The sequence below is a fragment of the Hwanghaeella sp. 1Z406 genome (assembly GCF_048892425.1).
GTDB lineage: Bacteria > Pseudomonadota > Alphaproteobacteria > UBA8366 > Aestuariispiraceae > Pacificispira.
In genome coordinates, this window is sequence record NZ_JBLZHU010000017.1 from 7498 (window position 1) to 10845 (window position 3348).

Consider the following 3348-nt stretch of genomic DNA (forward strand, 5'->3'; position numbering starts at 1 on the left):
AGGATACAGAAATTCCAGATGAGACTGTTCAAACCGTCAATGACATTCTGACACGCATAGCCGATCAGGCCCAGGATCAAATCGGGGACGATTTCTCTATCAGTGGCGCAGACCCTCAATTGCGGCTTTCCATTGATATTCACTATATCGGACAAATGACTGATATTGCCGTTCCGGTTGATGCGCCGCTTCCCTTGGATCGTGCCGCGATCAAGGATCTGATGGCAACGTTCCGGAAACTCTATGACATGAACTATGGTTCAGGCGCCAGTTCTCCTGCTTCGCCGATAGAATTGGTGAATGCACGGGCCGATGTTCTGATCCCACTGCCGTCTAAATATCAACCAGTCGAACTGCCGGTTGCAGATCGCGATCCATCTGCTGCGCGGTCTGGGTCCCGCTCTGTCTATTGGGGCGGAGAAATCGGCTGGCGTGAAACAGACATTTATAAGGCCGATCTAATGCAGCCGGGAAATCAAATTTCCGGGCCTGCCTTGATTGAATTGTTTCGCACCACGGTGCCAATTTATCGCAACCAACTGGCCGACAAAGATGTGTTCGGGAATCTGGTTGTGACTGCGGCTTCTAAAGACAGATAGGACCCTGCGCGATGACACATCCCATTGAAGTTGACATCAATCCAGTCGACCAGAGTTTTACACCGCGTGTTGACCGGGTCACATATGAAATACTGAAGCACCGTCTTTGGCAGATCAATGAGGAGCAGGCGACGACGATCCGACGCGTGTCTGGATCCCCCATCGCATCAGAGGTCCAGGATTACAACGTTGGGATCGCCACCGCAGAAGGCAAACTGGTTGCCTGCGGGATGTCGGTCCTGGCGCATGTCACGGCCCTGTCGCATGTCATCAAAAATTGTATGAAGATCATTGGCGAAGGCAAATTGCGTGATGGGGATATGTTCATCACGAATGATCCCTGGATGGGGGCGGTGCATCAAAACGATGTCGCACTGGTCGCACCGATCATTATTGATGGCGCGCTTGTCGCCTGGACCAGCTCGGTGATCCATCATGCCGATGTCGGAGGTCCTGTGCCTGGCAGCTGGAATCTGGATGCATATGATGCCTTTCAGGAGGCACCGCGCTACCGTTTCTTGCGTATCGTTCGGGATGGAGAGATCGCCGATGAAGTGATGGCGACGCTGATGACAAATTCCCGCACTCCCGCACTGGCGGAACTTGATCTCAGGGCTCAGGTTGCCGCTGCAGGCGTCGTGCGCCGTCGGATGACAGAGCTGTTCGATAAATATGGCGCACAGATTGTTGTCGACGTCATGGCCGATAGCTTGCGGGATTCTGAAATCATGCTTCGCAATAGAATTCGGGCCCTGCCGGATGGTGTTTGGAAAACCGAAGAGCATGTTGATCATGATGGTCATTCTGACAGCCTGACAACCATTCGCCTGACCCTGACAAAATCCGGTGACACCCTGATATTTGACTTTACTGACAGTGATGACGAGGCGGCGGGCCTGATTAACTGTACCAGACCGACACTGGAGTCCGGTCCATTCAGTGCCGTCCTGACACATTTATGTGCGGGCATGACCTGGAATGAAGGGATCATGGACCGAATCCGGATCGACAGCCGTCCGGGCAGTATCGTGGATTGCAATTTCCCGGCACCAGTGGCGTCCGGGGTTATCAATTCGGGCTGGGCCGCCTTGGATGCCTCTGCCGCTGCGGTTGCCCGCATGATGTTGGATGGACAGGAAAGTCGAAAGCTCACGATGGCCGGATGGGCGGGCGCCCCTTATGGCGTAAACATCTTTGGCAAGCGCGAGAATGGTCGATCCTTTGCGACCATGTTGGGTCTGTCCGGGCTACAGGGCGGTGGTGCGCGCAGTTTTGCCGATGGGTATGATGCGGCAGGCTATCTGCATTCACCGCGATGTGGCGCAATGAATGTGGAAACAGCGGAAGCCAGATTTCCAATCCTGCATCTGTTCCGCCGCCTTGCTCCTGATTCAGGGGGGGCTGGCCAGTATCGTGGGGGCCGCAGTGTTGAAATGGCAATCACCTCCCACGGCGCAACCCAGGCAGAAGTTATTGTCACAAGCTTTGGCAGTGATCATTCAGGATCGCCGGGATTGGCAGGCGGGATGCCTGGCGCCGGCGCGTTGGGCGCGTTGGTTCATACCAAATCCGACAGCACCGGGTTGATCCGCCAATGCGCGGATCGAACGACAACGCTGTCGGCAGGGGATGTCACATCTTTGCCGTCGAAGGCCCGTGTGGCGCTGAATTCGGGCGATGTGTTTCTGTCCGTTACCCATGGTGGGGGCGGGTTTGGTGACCCGCGCCGACGGTCTGTCGACGCTGTCGCACAAGATTTGGCAAGTGGCGCAGTTACAGGGGAGTGGGCCGCCCGTTTGTACAATGTGCATATGGCGTCAGATGGCACCATCGATATTGATGAGACCAACCGATTGCGGCAGGCCCCAGTTTCAACCCCAGTTCAGGCCCCTGTTCAGACCCCTGTTCAGGCGGATGACGGGCGTCCCCTGACACAGGACGAATTGCCCGTCACCTTGCCGCAAAACTGTCCCCATTGCGAAGAGCCGATATGGGGACAAAACGGCAAAGCCAGCACGCCAATGATGACAACAGCGGACCTGGCGGCGGCGGGTCCTCTTGTCGCGGCCAGAGTGGCGGGCATCAGCCCACGGTTTCGACTGGTTACGCTGTCTTGCGCGCAGTGCGCCGGCAGAATTGAGGTCTTTCAGCAACGGATTGACAAGTAAATGACAACGATGCGGGTGCTTATCACAGGTGGGCTTGGTGTTAACGGCGCGTGGGTAACGCGGGAATTGGTAGATCGCGGCATCGAAACGATTGTCATCGACAATCGAGAAGATTTTTCTCTGCTTGGCGCGCGCTATGTCGAACGCATCGATTTTGAAAAGGTCGACATTCGAATACGCGATCATATCCTGGATGTGCTGGAGCGGCACAAAATCTCGGCAGTTGTTCATATGGCCGCCGCTGTCGGTCATCAGGACATTGATCCCAATCCAGCCGGAACATTCGAAATTAATGCATTGGCTACCATTAACCTTTTGGAGGCTGCCCGTTGTGTTGGGGTTAACCGGTTTATTTTCGCCTCATCACGGGCGGTTTATGGCAGTCTGAATGGTTGCTTCGGCCCACCGACCTACCGCCCTGTCGACGAGACCAACGCCACCCATCACGAGGCGACCTATGATCTTTGCAAAATCATTGGAGAGAGGTTTGGCGAGGCATTTGCAGCAATCTCCGATATGGAATTCGCTGCCCTTCGTTTCTCAACCATCTTTGGGCCGGGCAAGACCACACGGCATGGCCG

Annotated in this window: 3 protein-coding genes; all 3 read left to right on the forward strand. The window is 55.4% G+C overall.

Features of this window, described 5'->3' with window-relative positions:
- Positions 1 to 599 (forward strand): hypothetical protein (locus tag ACOSDR_RS20095; RefSeq protein ID WP_420732331.1); only part of this gene is annotated, 599 nt, incomplete at its 5' end.
- 11 nt (positions 600 to 610) lie between these two features.
- Positions 611 to 2767 carry a hydantoinase B/oxoprolinase family protein gene (locus ACOSDR_RS20100; protein ID WP_420732332.1) on the forward strand — a complete coding sequence of 719 codons (2157 nt, stop codon included), beginning with the start codon at positions 611 to 613 and terminating at the stop codon, positions 2765 to 2767.
- Positions 2768 to 3348, forward strand: a 581-nt coding sequence (locus ACOSDR_RS20105) for an NAD-dependent epimerase/dehydratase family protein (protein ID WP_420732333.1), incomplete at its 3' end; no start/stop codon positions are given.